14 protein-coding genes are annotated in these 16784 nt (G+C 66.9%); 10 read left to right on the plus strand and 4 right to left on the minus strand.

Annotated features, from left to right (window positions below; all coding sequences use genetic code 11):
- Nucleotides 1–34 precede the first annotated feature (34 nt).
- The 8 genes from msuE to ACM0PK_RS11825 all read left to right on the plus strand — a co-directional run bounded on the left by msuE (nucleotide 35) and on the right by ACM0PK_RS11825 (nucleotide 7999).
- A complete protein-coding gene (gene msuE / locus ACM0PK_RS11790) occupies nucleotides 35–616 on the plus strand; it encodes an FMN reductase (RefSeq protein WP_111201757.1) in 582 nt (193 codons plus the stop codon).
- Between the two features lie 156 nt (nucleotides 617–772).
- The gene (locus ACM0PK_RS11795; RefSeq protein WP_111201756.1) at nucleotides 773–1135 is read left to right on the plus strand and encodes a DUF3088 family protein; all 363 of its coding nucleotides are present in this window, start codon (nucleotides 773–775) and stop codon (nucleotides 1133–1135) included.
- Between the two features lie 14 nt (nucleotides 1136–1149).
- Nucleotides 1150–2127 carry an MsnO8 family LLM class oxidoreductase gene (locus tag ACM0PK_RS11800; protein WP_111201755.1) on the plus strand — a complete coding sequence of 326 codons (978 nt, stop codon included), beginning with the start codon at nucleotides 1150–1152 and terminating at the stop codon, nucleotides 2125–2127.
- Between the two features lie 19 nt (nucleotides 2128–2146).
- Nucleotides 2147–3490 (plus strand): LLM class flavin-dependent oxidoreductase, encoded by a 1344-nt coding sequence (locus tag ACM0PK_RS11805; protein ID WP_111201754.1) that lies wholly within the window; start codon nucleotides 2147–2149, stop codon nucleotides 3488–3490.
- 4 nt (nucleotides 3491–3494) lie between these two features.
- Nucleotides 3495–4715, plus strand: a complete 1221-nt coding sequence (locus ACM0PK_RS11810; protein WP_111201753.1) for a M20 aminoacylase family protein — start codon at nucleotides 3495–3497, stop codon at nucleotides 4713–4715.
- A complete protein-coding gene (locus ACM0PK_RS11815) occupies nucleotides 4712–5263 on the plus strand; it encodes a GNAT family N-acetyltransferase (protein WP_065185134.1) in 552 nt (183 codons plus the stop codon). Before ACM0PK_RS11810 ends, ACM0PK_RS11815 begins: the two co-directional genes overlap by 4 nt.
- On the plus strand, nucleotides 5260–7005 hold the full coding sequence (locus ACM0PK_RS11820; RefSeq protein ID WP_111201752.1) for an amino acid ABC transporter permease/ATP-binding protein: 1746 nt from the start codon (nucleotides 5260–5262) through the stop codon (nucleotides 7003–7005). Before ACM0PK_RS11815 ends, ACM0PK_RS11820 begins: the two co-directional genes overlap by 4 nt.
- Nucleotides 7006–7021: 16 nt before the next feature.
- A complete protein-coding gene (locus ACM0PK_RS11825) occupies nucleotides 7022–7999 on the plus strand; it encodes an ABC transporter substrate-binding protein (RefSeq protein ID WP_111201751.1) in 978 nt (325 codons plus the stop codon).
- Nucleotides 8000–8058: 59 nt separating this feature from the next.
- Here the strand turns inward: ACM0PK_RS11825 and ACM0PK_RS11830 are convergent, their stop codons facing one another.
- Nucleotides 8059–11178, minus strand: a complete 3120-nt coding sequence (locus ACM0PK_RS11830) for a galactose-binding domain-containing protein (RefSeq protein ID WP_414607367.1) — start codon at nucleotides 11176–11178, stop codon at nucleotides 8059–8061.
- Nucleotides 11179–11693: 515 nt separating this feature from the next.
- Between ACM0PK_RS11830 and ACM0PK_RS11835 the strand changes: the two genes are divergently transcribed.
- A complete protein-coding gene (locus tag ACM0PK_RS11835; protein WP_111201748.1) occupies nucleotides 11694–12191 on the plus strand; it encodes a helix-turn-helix transcriptional regulator in 498 nt (165 codons plus the stop codon).
- A 27-nt stretch (nucleotides 12192–12218) separates the two neighbouring features.
- Here the strand turns inward: ACM0PK_RS11835 and ACM0PK_RS11840 are convergent, their stop codons facing one another.
- A complete protein-coding gene (locus ACM0PK_RS11840) occupies nucleotides 12219–13295 on the minus strand; it encodes an MBL fold metallo-hydrolase (RefSeq protein WP_414607366.1) in 1077 nt (358 codons plus the stop codon).
- A gap of 104 nt (nucleotides 13296–13399) precedes the next feature.
- Here ACM0PK_RS11840 and ACM0PK_RS11845 point away from each other — a divergent pair, with 104 nt between their 5' ends.
- The gene (locus ACM0PK_RS11845; protein WP_072168938.1) at nucleotides 13400–14011 is read left to right on the plus strand and encodes a TetR/AcrR family transcriptional regulator; all 612 of its coding nucleotides are present in this window, start codon (nucleotides 13400–13402) and stop codon (nucleotides 14009–14011) included.
- Here ACM0PK_RS11845 and ACM0PK_RS11850 read toward each other — a convergent pair.
- Both ACM0PK_RS11850 and ACM0PK_RS11855 read right to left on the minus strand, forming a co-directional pair.
- On the minus strand, nucleotides 14008–15954 hold the full coding sequence (locus tag ACM0PK_RS11850) for an EAL domain-containing protein (protein WP_329846083.1): 1947 nt from the start codon (nucleotides 15952–15954) through the stop codon (nucleotides 14008–14010). The two genes, ACM0PK_RS11845 and ACM0PK_RS11850, sit on opposite strands and share 4 nt — an antisense overlap.
- A 96-nt stretch (nucleotides 15955–16050) precedes the next feature.
- A complete protein-coding gene (locus ACM0PK_RS11855) occupies nucleotides 16051–16767 on the minus strand; it encodes an SDR family NAD(P)-dependent oxidoreductase (RefSeq protein WP_111201745.1) in 717 nt (238 codons plus the stop codon).
- Nucleotides 16768–16784: the final 17 nt, after the last annotated feature.

Below are 16784 nucleotides of genomic sequence, written 5' to 3' on the forward strand. Positions count from 1 at the left end.
CCGGACGGGGTTCGGCATCATCGAGGAGCAGTTCATGTCTTCTGCATTGAAGGTGGTTGCAGTGGTAGGGTCACCGACCAGCTCGGCGACGTCGCGCACGTTGCTGCTGGTGCGGCACCTGTTGGCGTCGTTGCAGCAGCGGGTACACGCCAGCGTGGAGGTGGTGGAGCTGGCGCCGATCGCGCGCTCGCTGGGGCAGTCGTTGTCTCGCGATGAGGCGGAGCCTGCGGTGGAGCAGGCGTTGCAGACGATCGAGGCGGCCGAGCTGCTGGTGGTGGCCGCGCCGGTGTATCGGGGGTCGTATCCGGGGCTGTTCAAGCACCTGGTCGACTTCATCGAGCTGGAGGCGCTGGTGGATACACCGGTGCTGCTGGCGGCGACCGGGGGCAGCGAGCGCCATGCACTGGTGATCGACCATCAGTTGCGGCCGTTGTTCAGTTTCCTGCAGGCGCACACGCTTCCGATCGGGGTGTATGCCACGCCTGCCGACTTTGATGGCGAGCACATCAACAGTGCAGCGTTGCAGGCCCGCATCGCGCTGGCGACCGAGCGTGCGGCCGGGCATCTGGTCGTGCAGGCGCCGGCGGTACCGGCGCCGCTGCGGCGCATTGCCTGACGGCATAACCGACGGCGCTTTGCTTATGGCCAAGGCGCATCTGCATGGCCGGATCTGACCGCCGATTGTCGCCTGGTATCGCCACCGCAAGCACCGGCATCCCTAGCATCGAAATCGAAGCGGCATCGCATTGCCGGCCCTGATGAGGACACTCCCGTGGCGTTGGACGCAGCAAGCAAACCCATCCTGTTCCTGCTCGACCGCGAGTTCGAGGATGGCCAGATTCCTGGCCAGCGTTTCTTCTGCCGGCACAGCCTGCTGCTGGAAGGGGCGCTGTCGAGCATCGACGGCCTCGACGCGCAGCTGGATGTGCGCCGCATCGGCTTCGCGCGGCCACGCCGCGAGGTGATCGCCGAGATCGGCGAGCAGGACCAGTCGCTGCCGAAGCTTGTACTGCCGCGTGGCGTGCGCAGCGAACTGGCCAGTGGCGCCCACCAGGACCGCCAGTACATCTCCGGCGCCGAGCCGATCCTGGCCGCGCTGAACGGATTGCTTGGCATTCCTGTAGCCCACCCCTGAGCGAGGACGCGACCGTGAGCTATCTCATCAGTGTGCTGGACAAGAGCCCGGTGGCCGAAGGTGCTTCGCCCGAACAGGCGCTGCGCAACAGCTTGCAGCTGGCGCAGCGTGCCGAGCAGCTGGGTTACCACCGGTACTGGTTCGCCGAGCACCATGCTGCCCCGGCGCTTGCCAGCCCGGCGCCGGAAGTGCTGGCCGCCTGGGTGCTGGCGCAGACCCGGCGCATCCGCATCGGCAGTGGCGGGGTGATGCTGCGCCACTATGCGCCGTACAAGGTTGCAGAGAGCTTCAACCTGCTGGCGGCGTTGGCGCCGGGGCGCGTGGATCTGGGGGTGGGCAAGGCGCCCGGTGGCCTGCCGGCTGCTACGGCGGCATTGGCAGCGGGGCGACCGGGGTTTGCCGATTTCGACCAGCAGCTGCGCGATCTGGAGGACTATCTTTCCAGCACCGACACCGAGGCGGCGGCACGCCCGATCCCGCAGCAGGCACCGGAGCGCTTCCTGCTCGGTGCCAGCCTGCAGAGCGCGTGGCAGGCAGCCGAACTGGGCTGGCGCTTCGTCTACGCCGCGCACTTTGATGGCGACCCGAAACACATCGAGGCCGCGTTCGACGCCTACCGCAGTGTCTCCACGCAGCCGCCGTTGCTGGCCACGGTGGCCTTCGCTGCGCCGACTGCCGAAGCAGCCGCACGCCATATCGGCGCGCTGCGCGTCTACAAGCTGCATCTTGGCCCGGGGCAGACGGTGAACCTGCCCAGCCCCGAGGCGGCTGCCGAGTATGCACGCCAGGTAGGGGTGGCGCACTTCCGCATCGAGGAGACGCGCCCCAGCGTGCTGTCCGGCGATGCGCAGCATGTGCGTGACGAACTGGACGCGCTGCACCGGCGCTTCGGCGTGGGCGAGTTCGTCCTCGACACGCCGGTGGCCGACCTCGACGCACGCCTGACATCCCTCGAACTGCTGTCGCCTGCGCCGCGCGCGGCGGTGGCCTGACCTGCAGGAGCGATTCCCAATGAGCACGACCCCGCGCCACATTCCGTTCGGCATCATGCTGCAGGGCCCCGGCAGCCACATGCATGCCTGGAAGCATCCGTCCAATCCGGCTGATGCCAGCGTCAACCTGCAGTTCTACATCGACATCGCACGCACGGCCGAGGACAACGGTATCGCCTTCGGCTTCGTGGCCGACGGGTTGTATATCAACGAGAAGTCGATCCCGCATTTCCTCAACCGCTTCGAGCCGATCTCGCTGCTGTCGGCGCTGGCCACGGCAACGAAGAAGATCGGCCTGGCCGGCACGCTGTCGACGTCCTACAGCGATCCGTTCACCGTGGCCCGCCAGTTCGCCTCGCTGGATCTGCTCAGCGGCGGTCGTGCCGGCTGGAACGTGGTGACCTCGCCACTGGAGGGTTCGGGCCGCAACTATGGCCGGCCACACCCGGAACATGCGCTGCGCTACCAGATCGCCGACGAGTATCTGGAGGTGGTGCAGGGGCTGTGGGATTCCTGGGACGACGACGCCTTCGTGCGCGAGCGTGACAGCGGTACGTTCTTCGCGCCGGAAAAGTTCCGCCGCCTCGACCACAAGGGCCGCTTCTTCCAGGTGGAAGGGCCGCTCAACATCCAGCGTTCGCCGCAGGGCCAGCCGGTGATCTTCCAGGCCGGTTCGTCCGACGACGGCATCGCGCTGGCCGGCAAGTACGCCGACGCGGTGTTCACCCACTCGCCGTCGCTGGAGGAAACCCGCGCGTTCACCCAGAAGGTGAAGAATTCGGCGATCGCGCATGGCCGCAGCGGCAATGACGTGAAGATCTTTCCGGGCATCGGCCCCATCGTCGGCCGTACTGCCGAGGAGGCTGAAGCCAAGTACCAGGCGATTGCCGCACTGGCAACGCTGGAGGATGCGCTGGCCTATCTCGGCCGGTTCTTCGATCACCACGATTTCAGCCAGTACGACCCGGATGCACCGTTCCCGGAGCTGGGTGACATCGGCAGCAACTCGTTCCGCTCCACCACCGACCGCATCAAGCAGGATGCGCGTGAGAAGGGCCTGAGCCTGCGCCAGGTGGCATTGGAGGCAGTGAGCCCGCGACCAAACTTCATCGGTACACCCGAGCAGGTGGCCGATGAGCTGATCCGCTGGTTCGATGCCGGTGCCAGCGATGGCTTCATTCTCGGCTTTGCCGCGCAGCGCGAGGGCCTGGACGATTTCGTGACCCAGGTATTGCCGATCCTGCAGGCGCGGGGCTACCACCAGCGCGCGCTGGAAGGGCAGACGCTGCGCGAGCATCTGGGCCTGCCGTACAAGGCCAGCCGGTATGCGACCGACGCCGAACCGGCGCGGAAGGTGGGGTAGGGCAATGAGCGGAGAAACCGCAGTAGCACCGGGCCAGGCCCGGCGGAATTCCCCAACAACAGGCGTACTGCCCGAAATCGCAGCACGCGCCGAGGCCGCCATTGCGATCCGCCATGACCTGCACCGGCACCCGGAGCTGGCCTTCGAGGAGCATCGCACCAGCGCACGTGTGGCCGAACTTCTGCAGCAATGGGGTTATGAAGTGACCACTGGCCTCGGCGGTACCGGCGTGGTCGGTACGTTGCAGCGCGGGCAGGGCAGTCGTCGGCTGGGGCTGCGTGCCGACATCGATGCGCTGCCGATCCGCGAGGACTCCGGCCTGGCCTACGCCAGCCAGACCGAGGGCCTGATGCATGCCTGTGGTCACGATGGCCATACCGCCATCCTGCTGTCCGCCGCGCATTACCTGGCCCATCATGGCAATATCGACGGCACCCTGCAGCTGGTATTCCAGCCTGCAGAGGAGACGGGTTCGGGCGCGTCGAAGATGATTGCCGATGGCCTGTTCGAACGCTTCCCGGTGGATGCGATCTATGGGCTGCACAACTGGCCGGGCGCGCCGGTGGGGCACTTCGGCTTTGTCGATGGCCCGGCGATGGCGTCGGTGGACTGGGCGCGGCTGAAGGTGATCGGCAAGGGCGGCCACGGTGCCGAGCCGCAGGGCAGCATCGACCCGATCCTGGCGGCAGCGCACATCGTTACCGCGCTGCAGAGCGTGGTGTCGCGCAATGTCGATCCGCGGCAGATGGGCGTGGTCACCGTCGGCTCGATCCACGGCGGCCAGGCCGCCAATGTGATTCCGGACGTGGTCGAGCTGAAGCTGACCGTGCGCGCCTACCTGCCCGAGGTGCGCGACACGCTGCGACGCCGGGTCACGGAACTTGCCGAGCAGACCGCCGCCGCGTTCGGCGCGCGCGCCGAGATTGAATTCCCGCGCGGCTTCCCCAGCGTGATCAACCACCCGCAGCAGACCGCCTACGTCCGCAAGGTGGCGGTGCAGGGCTTCGGCGCCGAACAGGTGGTGCCCGACTTCGCACCGCGCACCGCCAGTGAGGACTTTGCCTTCCTGCTGCAGGCGCGGCCCGGCAGCTTCGTGTTCGTCGGCAACGGCGACAGCGCACCGTTGCACAGCCCACGCTATGTGTTCAACGACGCCGCCATTGCACCCGCTGCCAGCCTGTGGGCACGGCTGGCCGAAGACTATCTGGTGAAGGACGTGGCATGAGCAGCAACGAACGCTTCCTCTACACCTCGGTGGATGACCCACTGGCGCGGCCGCTGTTCGACGGCCTGGAGCAGGAGTACGACAGCCGCTACGCCGACGTGCGTCGACGCATCGGTGGCAGCGCCCGCGAGGAGCTGCAGCGCTATCCGGCGCAGGCCTTTGCGGCCCCGGTGGGCGCCTTCGTGCTGCTGCTGCGCGACGGGGTGGCGATTTCCGGCGGTGCGTTCATGCCGCACCGTGATCCGGATACCGCCGAATTCAAGCGCATCTGGACGCTGCCCGGGCTGCGTCGCCAGGGCATTGCGCGGCGCGTGCTGCAGGAGCTGGAAGAGCAGGCGGCGCGGCAAGGGTATCGGCGGGTGTTCCTGACGACGGGCTTCCGCCAGCCTGAAGCTGTTGGCCTGTACCTCAGCCATGGTTACACCGCGCTGTTCGATCTGGATGCGGATCCCGAAACCATTGCGCACCTGCCGTTCGAAAAGCACCTGCGGGCACCGGCGCCCCCCATCGTGCCTGCACAGACCCAGCTGCAAGGAGCCCACGCGTGAGCACGCCTTCGACCGCGTTGGATGGCATTGCAACCCGGCCGGCGCCAGCGCCGGCGCTGAAGATCGTGCCGGCCCGGCATCCGCTGCAGGTCTTCGGCACGGTGCTGGCACTGGCGCTGATCCTGATCGGGCTGCAGTCCGTGCTGGGCAATCCGCGCTGGGGCTGGGGCACCTTCGCCGAATGGTTCTTCGCGCGCCCGGTGCTTGAGGGACTGGGCCGCACGCTGCTGCTGACCGCGCTCGGTACTGGCCTCGGCTTCGCCTTGGGCACGTTGCTTGCGCTGGCCCGCGTCTCCGGCTCGCCGCTGCTGTCGGCGGTGTCGTGGGGCTACGTTTGGCTGTTCCGCTCGATCCCGCTGCTGGTGCTGTTGCTGCTGCTGAACAATCTGGGCTACCTGTACAGCACCATCGAACTGAGCGTGCCGTTCACCGGCATCAACCTGTTCTCGTACCCGACCACGCAGCTGATCGGTGTGTTCACTGCCGCGGTGCTGGGCCTGACCCTGAACCAGGCCGCGTTCTCGGCCGAAGTGATCCGCGGCGGCATTCTGTCGGTTGACCACGGCCAGTACGAGGCCGCGGCCGCGCTGGGCCTGCCACGTGGCCGCCAGGTGCGCCGCATCATCCTGCCGCAGGCGATGCGCTCGATCCTGCCGGCCGCGTTCAACGATGTGATCGGCCTGGCCAAGAGCACGTCGGTGGTCTACGTGCTGGCGCTGCCTGAGCTGTTCTACACGGTGCAGGTGATCTACCGCCGCAACCTGGAGGTGGTGCCGCTGCTGATGGTGGCCACGGTCTGGTACCTGGTGATCCTGACCGCACTTTCACTGCTGCAGCGACGGGTGGAGCAGCGCTTCGCGCGCGGCCAGCTGCAGCGCGAGCGCACGGCGTCGCGCGTGTCATCGCCGCTGCGCGTGCAGAGCGATGCTGCGCAGCGCTCGATCCACCGCCCGCGCATCGCCCCCCAGGTCGAAGCGGGCGAGGGCGCGGCGGTATCGCTGCACGGCGTAGGCAAGGTGTTTGGCGACCAGCCGGTGCTGGAGGATGTGAACCTGGACCTGCGCGCCGGCAGCGTGACGGTGCTGATCGGCCCATCGGGCGCCGGCAAGTCCACGCTGCTGCGGCTGATCAACCACCTGGAGCGTGCCGACAGCGGCTATGTGACCGTCGGCGGCCAGCTGATCGGCTACCGCCGTGACGGTGACACCCTGTACGAACTGCCTGAGCGTGAGATCCGCCGTCGGCGTGCCGAGGTGGGCATGGTGTTCCAGGGCTTCAATCTGTTCCCGCACCTGACCGCGCTGGAGAACATCATCGAGGCACCGATCGCGGTGCGTGGCGTGCCCCGTGTGCAGGCCGAACAACAGGCGCGCACGCTGCTGGAGCGGGTCGGCCTGGCCGACAGGGCCGATGCTTTCCCGCGCCAGCTGTCCGGTGGCCAGCAACAGCGCATCGCGATTGCCCGCGCGCTGGCGCTGCAACCGAAGGTGCTGCTGTTCGACGAACCCACCTCTGCGCTGGACCCGGAACTGGTGGCCGAAGTGCTCAGTGTGATCGAAGAGCTGGCCCGCTCCGGCACCACGCTGGTAATTGTCACCCATGAATTGAGCTTCGCCCGCCGCGTGGCCGACCACGTGGTGATGATGGACCAGGGCCGGGTGATCGAGCAGGGCACGCCCGAGGCTCTGTTCGAGCGCCCGCGCCAGCAACGCACCGCCGATTTCCTGGCCAAGACCCTGTAACCCCGGAAGGAACACCATGAGCCCTGCAGCGCCGCGTCGCCCCTCGCGCAGCACCCTGTTGATCGTGGCGGTGCTGGTCATCGGCATCGCCGGCATCGTCTACTCGCGCGTGCGCCAGGCCCCGGAGGCTGCCACTGTGGCCGCGACCAGCCTGGCCGGTACCAACACCGCCGTGCTGAAGGGCACGCTCGACCCGAAGGCGCAGGCCCTGATTCCTGCGGGCTACCGCTTCGTCACGCCGGGCGCATTCACCGTGGCGACCCATCCGGGGCAGCTACCGCTGGCCGACTACGGCGCGGACAGCAAGGACGTGGTCGGCATCGAGCCCGACATCGCGCGGCTGATTGCCGATGCGTTGGGCCTGAAGCTGGTGATCGTGCCGGTCGCGTGGGCGGACTGGCCGCTGGGGCTGGAATCGGGCAAGTACGATGCGGTGCTGTCGAACGTGACGGTGACCGAAGAGCGCAAGAAGAAGTTCGACTTCTCCAGCTACCGCTACGATCTTCTGGGCATCTACACGCGCAGCGATGGGCCCATCCAGAAGATCGAGAAACCCGCTGATGTGGCCGGGCTGAAGGTCGTGGTGGGCGCCAGCACCAACCAGGACCAGATCCTGCGGCAGTGGGACCGGCAGAACATTGCGGCCGGCCTGAAACCGGTGGAGTACCAGTACTTCGATGACGCCGTGGTCGGCCGCTTGGCGGTGATCACTGGCCGCGCCGATGTCTCGTTCGAGCCCAATGCCACCGGCGCCTACTCGGCACGCGATGGCAAGGTGCGGCGCGTGGGCCTGTTCCCCGGTGGCTGGCCGAACGCTGCGGCGATCTCGGTGACCACGCGCAAGGGCAGCGGCCTGGCCGATGCGGTGACGCAGGCGTTGAACACCCAGATCGGCAGCGGCACCTATGCGCAGGCATTGAAGCGCTGGAACGTGGCCGAGGAGGCGGTGCCGCAATCGCAGACCAATCCGCCGGGGTTGCCGACGCTGCAATGACACCGGGCGTGGCCCGGCGCTACCGCTGCTTCTGTAGAGCCGAGCCATGCTCGGCTACTCTACCAACGCGCCTCCAGCGTTCTGAATGGTCTTGCCAGGCGCACGCCTTCTGCATCGAACGCGGTAACGTCGCGCCCATCCACACGCACGGTCTTCGGCATCGTCCGCGCCGGCCACCAGACCTTCACCGCCGTCCCACTGCGCAGGCCCTTGCCCAGCGTGATCGATAGCGTGCCGTCGCGTTGCCGTGCCTGCATCTGCAACGTGCCATACGCGGTGGGCAGGCCTTCCACCGCCAATCCATCGCCCGCCACCCACGAGGGGGGCGTGCCCGGCAGCAGCGAGAGCACATCATCGTCTTCGCGCATCAGCATGCCGAACAGCGTGCGGCCGTATTCGGCGCCGATCCAGGTGTGCGGCATGTCGCCCAGGTAGCGCGGGAAGCGCAGGCGCGAATGCACGACCTCGGCCAGCACCTGCCACTGAAGCGGGCGCCGGTCATGCAGCAGCCCCTGCAGCAGCTCATCGGCGACCTGCGGCTGGCCCAGGTGCACATAGCTCAGCACATTGCGGATCTCGTACGGGGTGTACGCATACAGCGCACCGGGCTGGCTGCGCTTGCGCACATCGTCCAGATAGCGCGCGAAGGTGGTCCGCAGCGCCTCGGCGGGCAACACGCTCTGTGCGCCGGTCGGGTCCAGTGCGATCGAAACGCCGGTGGGATCGCCATCGCCCAGGTCGGCCGAGGAGGGAATGAAGTCGATGCCCTTCCACGCCATCGTCGCCCGGATCGAGGCACGCAGTGCGTCGTAGAGCAGCTTGTATTGTTCGCGCGCCCAGGCTGCGGTCTGGTGGTCGCCGAGCGATTCGGCCAGCCAAGCGCCGTCGTGCCACCCCTTCAGGCCCCAGTAGTCGTCCCAGTAGCTGTGGGTGGGCGACGGATAGCCCTCATGGCTGATCGACGGCGCAAGAATGCCCGCGAACCGTTCCGGCGAAGGCTGGTCAGCCTTGTAACCGGGCACCAGCGTGCGCTCGCGCAGCTCCTGCAGGAAGCGCAGCGCGGCCTTCACCTTCGGCAGGTAGTCACGCACCGACTCGGGTCCGCCGTCCAGGCGCGCGACATCGGCCACCAGCGCGACGTACTGGCCCTGACTGTCGTACTCGATGTCCGATCCAAAGCCGGTGTTGACGCTGCCATCGTCGTTGAGGATCGGTGAGACCAGGCCGTTGGCATGCACGCCGTGTTCGCTGTACCAGGCCAGGTAGTCGCGCGCCACGCGGGCTTCGCCCATCCGCAGCAGCACCGCCGAGGTGGCCATGCCGTCGCGGATGAAGGAACGGTTGTAGTTGCGCGGGCCGGGCTGCATGGCTGGACCGGTCTGGTTGATCAGCATGTAGGCGGCCTGCGCGCGCAGCATGTCCACCAGCGACGGATCGGGCAGGCGCAGGCCGACCTGGCCCAGCCGTGCCTGCCAGTCCGCAGACGCCTGCGTGGCCAGTGAATCAAACGCCGCATTGGCATCGCGGGGCAGCGTGGCCAGATCCAGCGCAGGCGCTTCGGGCAGCACGCCATTGGCATCGGCGGCGGCGGTGCCCAACGGGAACGCGACCACGATGGCATCGCTGCTTCCCGGCGCCAACGAGACGCGGTAGTTCAACGCAGCCGAGGCAAGCCCCTGGTCATCACGCGCCTGTTGCGTGGAAGGCAGCTGGCCGGCAGCGAGACTTGCGGTGATCTCCGTTGCGCCATCCTTGCCGAATGGCGCCGCGCCGGATGCGGTCACTGGAGTAAGCGACTGCAGCAGCGTGCGGCCATTGATACGCAGGGCCTGCCCATCGATGGTCACCTCGCGGATCGGGGACAGCCCGCCGTTCTGCCATGGCGGATTCATCTGCATCGGGCGCACGACCAGGCTGAGCGTGCCTTCGATCTTCGTGCTTCCCGTGTTCTGCAGGCGATGCCGCAGGAAGGTCACCGGCTGGCCATCGCGCTCAATGGCGAACACTTCACTGCGCAGCTGCAGGCCGGGTTGCGGTGACCAGGTGGCGGAGGGCATCGGCTTCCAGCCGTCGCGCAGGGCATGCTGCATGGCCTGCCCGGCGGCGCCGGCGGTTTGGCCATCGGCATTGCGCCAGATGGGCTGCACCAGCGGTGCGCCCTTGAAGGCTTCCAGGTTGCCGTACTCGTCGAAGATCGACTTCTGTCGTCCTGCATGCACACCCACGGCCGTCCAGTAGGTCTGCTGCATCTGCAGCGAGGCCGGGAACAATGCGCGCTGGGCGGCGCTGGCGACGATCTGATACTGCTTCATCGGCGTCATCACGGCTTTCGGACCGAGCAGGCGCAGGCGTGCGATCTGCGGCGCAGCGCCGTCCACGCTCAGGCGGAAAGCACGCAATGGTTGTGCTGCAGTGGCGGCCAGCCAGCTTTGACGGTGACTGGCCGCCTGTGCATCGTGTGCGAGGTCCTGCCAACGGCCCTGTGCATCCTGCGCCTGTAGTCGGGCAGCGCCTCGTGCGCCATCGGCCCAGTCGACCACCAGGCCAGCCGTTGATTGGGCCTGCGGCAGCGTGATCTCGAGCGTATGGGATCCATTTGCCCCGGCCGGCATCGCGACGGTGCCGCCGCCTTGCCAGAGCGCCGCCGCCTGCGCTGCATCGATACCGCTGACGCGTGCGCTGAGCGTGCTGTCCAGCGGCTCCATCTCGAAGATCGACACGCCCCAATCGGAAGTGCGCTGCGGGCTGGCCAGCCGCAGGTAGCGCGCCTGCCGTGGCGCGAAGTACAGCGTTTCCACGTCGCCAAGCGAATCGGCCATCGTGTACGCGGTTTGCCACTGCCTGCCGTCCAGTGAGGTCTGCAGCGAATAGCCTTCCGGATTGGAGACATCCCAGGTGAGGCGCGCGCCGGCCAGCATTGCAGGCGCGCCGAGATCGATCTGGAACCAGTGGCCCGGACTGAATGCACCGCCGGTAACGGTCTTCGGGTTGCCGTCGATCAGGTGGCTGATCGCCATCGCCGGCACCTGCTGCGAGGAACTGCTGGCCTGCCATTGGCTGCGCGGGGGGAGGGTCTGTGCCTGTGCGCTGGAGGCCAGGGCGGCCAACAGCAGGGCCGCAGCAGGGCGCAATTGAAAAAGCGGTGTGGAGACCTTGGAGCTTTCGGCGCGCAACGTCATTACGGACAGCCTCGCAGGTTCGGCCGGAATCGGGCGAGCGCTACGCTAGCAAGGGATGTAACCGGTTACATGACGCACTGCAGCGCCGCTGGACGCTGCCGCTGCCATCACGGGAGGCCTGACGGATGTGGCTCTGGACGTGTAGCGCGAATTGGCTAGGGTCACGTCGAAAGTCTTTTTAAGTGGGTTGTCATTTGACAACCAATGTGAGCCGTGTGCAGACTATGGAGAAAAAGGAATGTCTCGAGCGCGTCATCCAGACAAGGACATCGAAGCGGCGTTGCAGTTCGCGGAGGATCGTGGGTGGAGGCTCCGTATGGCGGGCGGCCATGCGTGGGGCCGGATGTATTGCCCTTGCAACGACACCGATTGCCGATGCGGGGAGTTCTGCATCGTGAGCATCTGGAGCACACCGCGTAGCGGCAGCCATCATGCAAGAGCCTCGCGGCGTGTGGTCGAGAACTGCAGTCGTGAGCAATGAGATCACGCTTCGTCAGAAGCGAGGGGGGTCAATCATGGAGTTCAACTTCACCCTGAAGTACCGCTTGCCGGACACAGGTATTGAAATCGGCGTCCTCGAGCAGCGCCTGGCCGAAGGCGGCTGTGACGACGCGCTTGTGGGCCTTGGGCTGCCGGGACGGCTGGCCTTGACGTTCTGCCGCGAAGCAGATAGCGCAGGGGCTGCCCTGCGTTCGGCGCTGGACGATGTGCAGCGGGCCGTGCCCGGTGCCGAACTGGTTGAAGTGAGCCCCGATCTGGTTGGGCTCACTGACGTCGCAGACCTGCTCGGAATGTCGCGCCAGAACATGCGGAAGCTCATGCTGGCCAACCCGCAGTCGTTTCCGTCCCCCGTGCATGACGGCTCGACCTCGATCTGGCATCTCGTCGACATTCTCGGTTGGCTGCGAGCGCGCGGCAGCGGGAAAGTTACGACGGAAATGACCGAGCTCGCCGCCGCTGCACTACAGATCAATCTGGCCAGGGAAGGGCGCAGGCTTCACCCGAAGACGTAGCGGCGGCCAGAATCGGAGCCGACCGCATTACAGCTCCACCGTCTCCCACCAGCGCGTACCCGCCTGCGGCGCCTGCATGTCCAGTGCTTCGCCCATCATCGGCGTAGCCACTGGAACATTGTTTGCAGCGGCCAGCGCCGTGATGCGCTCGAACGGCTGCTGCCATGCATGCAGGGCCAGATCGAAGGTGCCGTTGTGGATCGGCAGCAGCCACTTGCCGCGCAGGTCCAGGTGCGCCTGCAGCGTCTGTTCCGGTTGCATGTGCACGAATGCCCAGCGCGGATCATAGGCGCCGGTCTCGATCATGGTCAGGTCGAACGGACCGTATTTCTCGCCGATGGCCTTGAAGCCGTCGAAGTAGCCGGTGTCGCCGCTGAAGAAAATGCGGAAGTCACCGTCCTGGATCACCCATGAAGCCCACAGGCTGCGGTCGCTGTCACCCAGCCCGCGGCCGGAGAAGTGCTGGCCCGGGGTCGCGGTCAGGCGCAGGCCGTTGGCTTCGGTGGATTGCCACCAGTCCAGCTGCTCGACCTTGCGCGCATCCACCCCCCACGCGACCAGCTGGTCGCCGACGCCGAGCGGTGCAATGAAGCGCGCGGTCTTGCCGGCCAGCTGCATGACCGCGGCATGGTCCAGGTGGTCATAGTGGTTGTGCGAGAGGATCACACCGGCGATCGGCGGCAGCGCGTCGATGCTGATCGGCGGTGCATGGAAGCGTGCCGGCCCCATCCACTGCACCGGCGAGGCGCGCTCGGAGAACACCGGATCGGTCAGCCAGTACTGGCCACGCAGCTTCAGCAGGATCGTGGAGTGCCCCAGCCGGAACAGGCTGCGATCCGGTGCGGCGTCCAGCGTGGCGCGGTCCAGCGGCTTCACCGGAATCGGGTGCGCGGGCACGGTGCCCTTGGGCTTGTTGAACAGGAACGTCCACCAGATCTCCGCGCCGTCGCGCAGGCCCATCGCCGGACGGGGCAGGGCATTGCGGAACTTGCCATCACGGTACTGCGGCGAATCGGGGAAGTCGGGAAGGGACCAGGACTTGCAGAAGGTGTAGGCGGTCACGGCGAGGATTCCGAGCAGGAGGACAAGGAGCAGGCGCTTCATGGGTGACGTCCGCTGAGTACACTGCACAGTGTAGTTTCGCGTTATTCAAAAGTACACTGCCGAGTGTAAAATGGAGGCATCCGTTCAGTTATCCGGTTTCCGCCATGTCCCGTGCCCCGCAACGCCTGACCGACCGCAAACGTGACGCCATCGTGCGCGCGGCGGTGGAGGAGTTCCGTGCATCGGGCTACGAGGCGACCAGCATGGACCGCATCGCCGAGGCGGCGGGGGTCTCCAAGCGCACCGTCTACAACCATTTCCCGAGCAAGGAAGCACTGTTCTCGATGATCCTGGAGGAGCTGTGGGAGCGCAGCGTGGCCAGCGACGCACTGCCATACCGCGCCGACCAGCCGCTGCAGACGCAGCTGCTGCAGTTGCTGGGCCAGAAGCTGGACCTGCTCAGCGATGGGAATTTCATCGATCTGGCGCGGGTCGCGATGGCCGAGATCATCCATTCACCGGAGCGCGCGCAGGCCATCGTCTGCCGCATGGGCGAGAAGGAAAGTGGCGAGAGTGCCTGGATCCGCGCAGCAATTGCCGATGGCCGCCTGCGCGAGGTGGATCCGGACTTTGCCGGCCACCAGTTGCATGGGCTGGTGAAGAGCTTCGCGTTCTGGCCGCAGGTCACGATGGGGCAGCCGCCGCTGACCGCGCAGGAACGTGCGCGCGTGGCCGAATCGGCGGTGGCGATGTTCCTGGGGTTCTACGCGGTCTAGCCGGCTGCGAAGCGACGGAATTCGTCGGCCGGCAGCGCCGCCGAGTACAGGTAGCCCTGGCCGACATCCACCCCGAGTGCGCGCAGCTTCTGTTCCTGGGCCAGGGTCTCGGTACCCTCGGCCACCACGATCGCGCCGCAGCGGTGCGCGACCTCGACGATGAAGCGCACGATCGACTGCGACTTGGCGTCGGACAGCGTGGCGACCAGCGCCTGCTCGATCTTGACCTCGGCGATGGCCAGCTGCGAGAGCAGGATCAGGGTTGAATAGCCGGCGCCGAAATCATCCAGCGACAGGGTGACCCCGGCTGCCAGCAGCTGTGCGATGTTGGCATCGACCACGTCGCGCTCGACGATTTCGGTCCATTCGACGATCTCCAGGCGCAGCATCGCACCGGGGAGGTCATGCAGCTGAAGCAGCTCCTGCAGGCGCAGGCCGAAGTCGGGCAGGCGCAGCGATTCGGCTGAAACATTGACTGCAATGGTCAGCGCCGCGCCGTCCCGCCGGCAGTGCTGCAGGAAGTGCACCGCCGACCGCAGCGTGGCCCATTCCAGGTCTGCCAGCCGCCCCTGGCGGCGCAGCAGCGAGATCACCCGCATCGGGGCAATCGGCCGGCCTTCGCCGTCGCGCATGCGCAGCAGTGCTTCGGCGCCGACCAGTTGGCGATCCTGCAGGCGATGCTTGGGCTGGTAGCACAGCGGCGCATTGCCCTGCTGCAGCCAGTGCTCAAGGGCAACCTCGATCAGGGCGTCGATCTCGCTGTCGCGCTGGATCGGGTCATCGAAGAACACCACGCCCGACTCGATCGCGCTCAGTGCCACGGTGATGGCGCGGAACGGAAGATGTCCTTCGTCGGCATCAGCAGGGGGCTTCAATTCAACCACTGCACAGCGGAACAGCGGCCGGAAGCCCGGCCAATCGCGGCCGACCCGATCGGCCAGGTTGCTGGCCAGCTCGGTGATCTGCGGTTGCGTGCGCAGTGTGGACAAGGTCAGGTCGCGCACCAGGATCGCCAGCGCGGCATCGCCGAACTGGTAGATCTCCAGCTGCGCAGCCGGCAGCGACGGCAGCAACCGATGCACTTCCTCGGTGCTGTCGCGCTGCCACAGGCCGTTGTCCTGCAACGGCCCGTAGCGCAGGCGCAGATCGCGCAGGTTGCCCATCTCGGCCACGATCAGGCAGGCCTTGCCGGTGCCGTCGTTATCCCGCCAGTACTGTTGCAGGCGTTCACCGAGCGCACGCATGTTGGGCAGCCCGCTGATCGGATCGATGCGGAGCCAGGCCTGTTCGCGCTGGCGTTGCGCATCGATCTGGGCATCGTTGTAGACCAGCGCGAACACGGCGCCGAGCACGAGCAGCGAGACCGGCAGTGCCAGCGCGCGCTGGATCGCCAGCTCGGCCACCGGCAGTTGATCGGCGCCAATGATCGCCACACCCAGCGCCAAACCCAGAGCGGTTACCCCGATGCGCACGGACCATGCCTGCAGGATCATGCGCGGCGAGAGCTCGTTGAGCATGCGCGGGTACAGGTGCCTGCGCAGCCAGACGCCCGCCACCATCTGCAACACGGCCTCAAGGCTGGCAGGCAGGAAGAACGGGATACCGACGAACTGGTAGCGGGCCAGGAGGGCGGCAGCCAGGCAGGCCAAGCCGCCGCGCCAGCCGCCCAGCAGGCCACTGACCAGCAGGATGTCGAAGCCCAGGTGCAGTTTGACGACACCCTGGGAATAACGGGCCACGAACCAGGAATTGAACAGGTAGATCAGGCCCAGCGCTACGCCGACATACAGGCGACGGCCTTCTATGGCGTGCCCGGCGCGACGGGTGGCGATCAGCAGCACGCCGATCATGCCGATCACTGCCGTGGCCTGCAGCAGATACAGCGGCAGGCTGGGCAGGGCGCTGTCCAGGACCTGGGCCGAGACCCGTGAAAGCGCATCCATAGCAGGTTCCCGCCTGTGACCGACGGCCAGTGACGAGCAGGGTAAACCACGACCGCGCGCGCGGCCACTGAGGGTGCTCTGCCGCGGCCGGCAAGGTCAGTAGCGCGGGTCGGCGATGGCGGGCAGCACCAGTTCGCGCACGAAGCCGGAGGATGACAGCTGCAACAGGGCGCTTACCATGGCCACGACATCGTGGACCGGCACCTGCTCACCGTCGCCGCGCGCTGCGGCCTCGGCCACCGGCACCGACAAGGCGTCGTCGGTGTTGAGGTAGCCCAACTGCAGGCTGGTCACCGCCAGCCGGCGATCGCGGAAGCCTTCGCGCAGCGCATCGGCGATGCCGTTGAGGGCGAACTTCGAGGCGCCGAACGCCACTTCCGGGCGGCCACTGCGAGGCAGGGCCGAGGTCGAACCGGTCAGCACCAGCTGCGGGCGCGCTGCGCCCAGTACGCGGGGCAGCAGGCGTTGCAGCAGTAAAAGGGTCGCGGTGATGTTGACGTCGACCAGCTTCGTGAGTGCAGCATCGCTTTCATCGAGGAAGGCGTACTCGTCGCTGAAGGCCTTGTCTTCCCAGATACCCAGGTTGTGGATCAGCACATCGATATCGGCCGGTGCCTGCGCTGCGATGTGGTCGGCAGCCACGGTGGGCCGGGACAGGTCTGCTTCGATCCACTGCAGGGTGACGCCGTCAGGGCAGGCGATGCCGCACGGGCGGTGGCGCGAGACGCCAATCACAGTGTCACCCTTGGCACAGAGGCCTTCCACGAACGCGCGTCCCAGGCCCTTGCTGGCGCCGATGACCATCAATTTCATGTTGCTTCCTCGTTGTA

It is taken from the genome of Stenotrophomonas sp. FR010, from assembly GCF_047520755.2.
GTDB lineage: Bacteria > Pseudomonadota > Gammaproteobacteria > Xanthomonadales > Xanthomonadaceae > Stenotrophomonas > Stenotrophomonas sepilia.

Bases quoted from the DNA above. Each gene is read 5' to 3' on its own strand.
- ACM0PK_RS11845 (WP_072168938.1), top strand. From the start codon at position 13,400: ATGTCCCGTGCCCCGCAACGCCTGACCGACCGCAAACGTGACGCCATC.
- ACM0PK_RS11815 (WP_065185134.1), top strand. From the start codon at position 4,712: ATGAGCAGCAACGAACGCTTCCTCTACACCTCGGTGGATGACCCACTG.
- ACM0PK_RS11855 (WP_111201745.1), bottom strand. From the start codon at position 16,767: ATGAAATTGATGGTCATCGGCGCCAGCAAGGGCCTGGGACGCGCGTTC.
- ACM0PK_RS11840 (WP_414607366.1), bottom strand. From the start codon at position 13,295: ATGAAGCGCCTGCTCCTTGTCCTCCTGCTCGGAATCCTCGCCGTGACC.
- msuE (WP_111201757.1), top strand. From the start codon at position 35: ATGTCTTCTGCATTGAAGGTGGTTGCAGTGGTAGGGTCACCGACCAGC.
- ACM0PK_RS11825 (WP_111201751.1), top strand. From the start codon at position 7,022: ATGAGCCCTGCAGCGCCGCGTCGCCCCTCGCGCAGCACCCTGTTGATC.
- ACM0PK_RS11810 (WP_111201753.1), top strand. From the start codon at position 3,495: ATGAGCGGAGAAACCGCAGTAGCACCGGGCCAGGCCCGGCGGAATTCC.
- ACM0PK_RS11830 (WP_414607367.1), bottom strand. From the start codon at position 11,178: ATGACGTTGCGCGCCGAAAGCTCCAAGGTCTCCACACCGCTTTTTCAA.
- ACM0PK_RS11850 (WP_329846083.1), bottom strand. From the start codon at position 15,954: ATGGATGCGCTTTCACGGGTCTCGGCCCAGGTCCTGGACAGCGCCCTG.
- ACM0PK_RS11805 (WP_111201754.1), top strand. From the start codon at position 2,147: ATGAGCACGACCCCGCGCCACATTCCGTTCGGCATCATGCTGCAGGGC.
- ACM0PK_RS11835 (WP_111201748.1), top strand. From the start codon at position 11,694: ATGGAGTTCAACTTCACCCTGAAGTACCGCTTGCCGGACACAGGTATT.